This is a genomic window from Martelella sp. HB161492, from assembly GCF_013184775.1.
GTDB lineage: Bacteria > Pseudomonadota > Alphaproteobacteria > Rhizobiales > Rhizobiaceae > Martelella.
Map to the genome: position 1 here is coordinate 1 of NZ_JAATVV010000030.1, position 5,003 is coordinate 5,003.

The following is a 5,003-nucleotide window of genomic DNA, read 5'->3' on the forward strand; positions in this document are numbered from 1 at the left end:
CGGCGTGTCGCTGATCCAGAAGGCGCTGACAAAGTCGTCAACCAGTGACACGGCGGCAGAGACCGGCGTGACGCTTTCCGTCCAGATGGGCGATGATCAGCCGGTCACCTTCTTTGCCGGGCGCTATGCCACGGCCGGACGGCGCAAATATGCAGGCACATGGGGTGAGGATGGCAACACGCCAAACGCCTTCTTTGTCGACGTCATCGAACTCACCAATCTGCCGGTGTCCGGGCTGAATGCGGTCTGGGCCGGTGATGACAAGGTGACCCTGCTGACCGGCGAGGAAGATGCCGCGCGCGGCTTTCCCGTGTCCGAATACCGCGTCGACGGCACGGATTACCTTTGGGTCAAATTCTATGATGGCAGCCAGACCACGGCAGACGCCTATCTTGTCGACAAATTCGGCGGCAATGCCGACCGGCCCTATGGCAACGACCGGATCGGCCGGGGCTGCGCCTATGCGATTGTGACCTGCCGCTATAATACCGATCTCTTCAGCGGCGTGCCGTCGATGCTGTTCGAGGTGGGATCGATCCTGCTTTATGATCCGCGTGCAGACACAAGCGCGGGCGGTGAGGGCGATCAGCGCTGGGATGATGCCGCCACATGGGCACCGTCCAATAACCTCGCGGTGATCATCTATAACGTCATCCGTGGCGTCTATTACGGCGATCAGTGGATTTATGGCGGTCAGGATCTTTCCGCCTATCGTCTGCCCTTTTCCAACTGGGCGGCGGCGATGAATGAATGTGATGCGCTGGTTGACGATGGCAATGGCAACATGGTTGCGGCCTATCAGGGCGGCTATGAATTCTCCGGCGATGAGCGCCCGCTCGACGCCATCGAGAAGTTGCGACAGGCCTGCAATGCCCGGCTGGCGGAAGTCGGCGGGATCTTCAAGATACAGGTCGGCGCGCCGGGCAGTGCGGTCTATGCCTTTACTGACGACGATGTGGTCATCACCAAGGGCCAGACCTTCAACCCGCATGGATCGCTTGACGATACGGTCAACGCGATTGAGGCGACCTATCCGGAACCGGATGAGAAGTGGTCGAGCAAGGATGCGCCCGGCCGCTATGACGATACGCTTGAAGCCGATGACGGCGACCGGCGCTTGCCTGCATCGGTGAGCTTTGAGGCCTGCCCCTATGGCGCTCAGGTGCAGCGGCTCATGCTGGCCATGCTGCAGGATGCAAGGCGGTTTCGCACACATCAGATCTGGCTGCCGCCGGAAGCCTGGCCGCTGGAGCCAAACGACGTCGTATCGTGGACAAGCCTGCGCAACGGTTATTCTGCCAAGAAGTTTCTGGTGATTGCCGCCAGTGCGCCGATGAATGCCAATGTGCTTGTCTCGCTGAAAGAGATCGATCCGGCCGATTACGACTGGTCCGCGGCTGACGCCTTGCCGACGGTGACGGGCTGGATCGGCACGATTGAAGCGCCCTATCAGCAGATGACCGGCTGGACGGTGGAACCGGCCACCATGGCGGATGGCAACGGGATCGGCCGTCTTGCGGCGATCAGAGTGTCCTGCGGGGCGGGGATTGATGGCGTGACCGGGGTTGTCGTGCAGGTGCGCGAGCGCGATAGCGGCGACGTGATCTTTTCCGGGCATCAATCGGCCTATGAAGATCCATACTCATGGATCATCGGGCCATTGCCGCCGCTGACATGGGTTGAGGCACGCGGCCGGTTTGTCTCGGATCTGGCAATACAGGAATGGTCGGAATGGCTGGCGGTTGAAACGCCGAATGTCTCGTCGCTGATTGCCGATCTCGATGCACTCGGCGAAGACGTCAAAGCGCGCATGGAAGAGATGCAGAGCGAGCTTGACGACATTGTCGGGCGAAGGCTGGCGGACATTTCCGCAGCATTGTCGCTTCAGGGCAGTGTCGGCCTGCTGGAGCGTGTCGAGGTCCGCCAGCAGATCGGCGATGCCATTGCCGAGATTGTCACCGAACAGCTTGTGCGTGCCAGCGAAGATGAGGCGCTTGCACAGACCTTGACGCTTGTCGGGGCCGAGGTCACAGCAGCAACGGCAGCGGTGGCGCAGGAAACGACTGCAAGGGCGGCCGCCGATGAGGCATTGGCTGAAGAGATCGACACCATGTCTGTCTCGCTCAATGACAGCTTTGCCGGTGGGCAGATTGCCTTTCGGGCGGCTGCCGATCAGTCGGGCGTCTCGGCCCGCTATTCGGTGATGCTGCGGGCAGGGACGGGTGGCGACTATATCGAAAGCGGGTTCTTCCTGGAGCTTTACAATGATGGCGGCACGCTGAAGAGCCGCTTTGCTGTCTCGGCCGATCAGTTCGTTGTTCTCGACAGCAATTCGAAGCCGCTTGTCTACGAGAATGGCACGCTGAAGATTTACGCCCTGCTGGCCGGATCGCTCAACATCAACAATCTGGTGACTATCAGCGAGGCGGGGCAGATCTCGATCAAATCGGCTTCATCAGGGCAGCGGCTGGAAATCAATAACAGCCTTGTGCAGGTCTATGACGGCAACGGCACTCTGCGCGTGCGCATGGGGATCTGGTGATGACGGCGGGCTTGCAGACATTCGATGCATCCGGCCGCATTGTTCTCGATACCACCAGCCGGACAGGCCGGGTGATCGGTCTCACCACGATCACCGGCACCAGCGGCAGCCATTCGGATGCCGGGCTTTCCACCGGCACGCCGTTCTTCTTCCTTGCCACCACAAGCCCGGCGGTGGCGAAGGCGGTGACGGTGACAATCTCCGGCACGACGATCAGCTGGACGATTGCCTCTGATCAGGCGTCCGGGTCCTATCCGCTTGTCTATGGGGTTTACTGATGACGGCCGGTGTCGAGATCCGCAATGATAGCGGCATTCTTCAGCTTGATCAGACCTATGGTGTCTACAAACTGGTCGATGCCCGGACGATTGCAACGGATGGCAGTGACAGCATTGTCAGCGGTGCGGCCTTTTACGGTTCCACCTTCTCATACACGGTGACGGCGGCTGACAGCGCGATTGTCTGTGTCCGCCCGGTGAGCGGCGGGGCCTCAGTCAATGTCGTCATTGCCAGTAATGGCGATGGCACGGTGACGGTTTCTGGTGCAATCGGCAGCGGATCGCAGGGGGACAAAACTGCAGCGCTCTATCTCTTCGATGCCAGCCCCTACACCCATTCGGCTGACAGCTTCGGGCTTGAGGTCTTCGATGCGCAGGGCCGTTCGGTGTTCCATTCTTCTGATCGGATCCTGCGGCTTTCGCAGACCTTTGTAAGCGGGCGGGACATGGCAATCCTGCCGGTAAAGCCCGCTGTCGCTGTCCGTGACTTCGCACAACAGGGGCTCTGGTACTATTGGGGCGCCTGGTATCTGACCGGCGACAGTTCCGCGCCGGTCAGCGTCTATCAATATCCGGTGGCACCGGTGGCGGGGTCTGTGAGCAGCGCCTCCGATCCTGATGTCTCCTATCTCCTCGCTGATGTAACAAACTACCTCTGAGGCTTTCCCCATGACCCTATACACAACGGGTACGGTGACGCTGACCAATGGGTCGGCGGCCGTGACAGGCACCGGCACGGGCTGGCAGACGGCCGTGATCGCCGGCGGCGTGATCTATCCGGCGGCAGAAGGCAATGCCCTGCCGGTTGCCTCTGTCGACAGTGACACGGCGATCACGGCGGCTGTCACCTGGCAGGGGGCAACCGGCACCTATGCTTATGCGCTTGCCCGGCAGGATGACAGCCAGCAGGTGATCGCCAATGCCGTGGCGCTGGCCGATTATATCCAGCGGCTCAACAATCCGGCGCTCGCCTCCATTGCCGGGCTGACGCCTGCCGCTGACAGGCTGGCTTATTTTACCGGCACAAGTGCTGCGGGCCTTGCGACGCTGACAGGCTTTGCCCGGTCGCTGCTTGATGATGCGGATGCAAGTGCGGCACTGACGACACTTGGCGTTTCCGCCTTTGCCAGAACACTTCTGGATGATGCCGATGCAGCAACGGCGCTGGCGACGCTTGGCGCGCTGGCCACATCCGGCGGCACGCTCACCGGCACGCTTGAGACCCGCAACCTGATCGCCAAGACGGGGACCGGCAGTGCGGCGGGCGGGCGGTATTATTCCTATGCCTATGATGACCCGAACAAGCGCGCCTTCTTCTGCGGTTCCCAGCCTTCCGGTGCCCGGCCAAATGCCACGATCGGCGTCGAAAATGATTCTGAAGGGATCAGCGCCTATCTGATTTTTACCTGCGATGGTGACTTCTCGGTACCCGGCAGCATTACCGGTGCGGCGAAGAATTTCCGCATCGATCATCCTGTCATTGATGGCAAGTCTCTGGTCTTCGCCTCGACCGAAAGCCCGCATAACGGCATTGAGGCATGGGGCACGGCGACACTGGTTGACGGTCAGGCAACAGTCAATATCGACGTGGCCTGTGGTCTGACGGCCGGAACATGGGCGGCGCTGGCGCAAAACACCATTGTTGTCAGTCTGGTCAATCAGGATGGCTTTGCCCGCAACCGCCCAGTGAAGACAGACGAAAACGTCTTCGAGATCATCTGCGAGGATGAAACGGCAACCGACACGATCACATGGCTGGTCAAGGCCGACCGCGCCGACGTTGCCGTGAAGGCGCTCAACTATTGCGATCCGGCGACCGGGCTTCTGATCCCCGAACAGGACAAGCCATCTGAAACAAGCGAAGGGGTGGCCTGATGTTTCTTGGTCTTGCTCTTTGCCTTGGTGCGGCCTCCGGTGAGGCAGCCGGGTTCAGGCTGACGCCTGCAACACGAACGGACTGGCCAGCTGACGCGGCCGGGCTTGTGGTCGGCACCATCGTGCCGTCCTCGGATGGCGACTGGGCCAGCTACGACGTTAAGACCGTGGCCGTGAGTGAATGGCCCGAAGATGACGCGGGCCGCATCGTCGGAACCATTACCCCTGATTTTAGCTGAGATGGAGGGTTTGCCCCATGGGTGACACCGCAGAAATCATTTCCGATCCGAGCGGCTGGTTCTCGGTCA

5 protein-coding genes are annotated in these 5,003 nt (G+C 60.7%); all 5 read left to right on the forward strand.

The window, feature by feature from the left end; all coding sequences use genetic code 11:
* On the forward strand, positions 1-2,542 hold a 2,542-nt coding region (locus HCK86_RS23755; RefSeq protein ID WP_176086973.1), incomplete at its 5' end, for a phage tail protein.
* Positions 2,542-2,820: a hypothetical protein gene (locus HCK86_RS23760; protein ID WP_176086974.1), complete on the forward strand. Its 279-nt coding sequence runs from the start codon at positions 2,542-2,544 to the stop codon at positions 2,818-2,820. The genes HCK86_RS23755 and HCK86_RS23760, both read left to right, overlap by 1 nt.
* The gene (locus HCK86_RS23765; RefSeq protein WP_176086975.1) at positions 2,820-3,479 is read left to right on the forward strand and encodes a hypothetical protein; all 660 of its coding nucleotides are present in this window, start codon (positions 2,820-2,822) and stop codon (positions 3,477-3,479) included. The genes HCK86_RS23760 and HCK86_RS23765 overlap by 1 nt, the downstream gene beginning before the upstream one ends.
* 10 nt (positions 3,480-3,489) lie before the next feature.
* Positions 3,490-4,695, forward strand: a complete 1,206-nt coding sequence (locus HCK86_RS23770) for a hypothetical protein (protein WP_176086976.1) — start codon at positions 3,490-3,492, stop codon at positions 4,693-4,695.
* Positions 4,695-4,934 (forward strand): hypothetical protein, encoded by a 240-nt coding sequence (locus HCK86_RS23775; RefSeq protein WP_176086977.1) that lies wholly within the window; start codon positions 4,695-4,697, stop codon positions 4,932-4,934. The genes HCK86_RS23770 and HCK86_RS23775 overlap by 1 nt, the downstream gene beginning before the upstream one ends.
* Positions 4,935-5,003 lie beyond the last annotated feature (69 nt).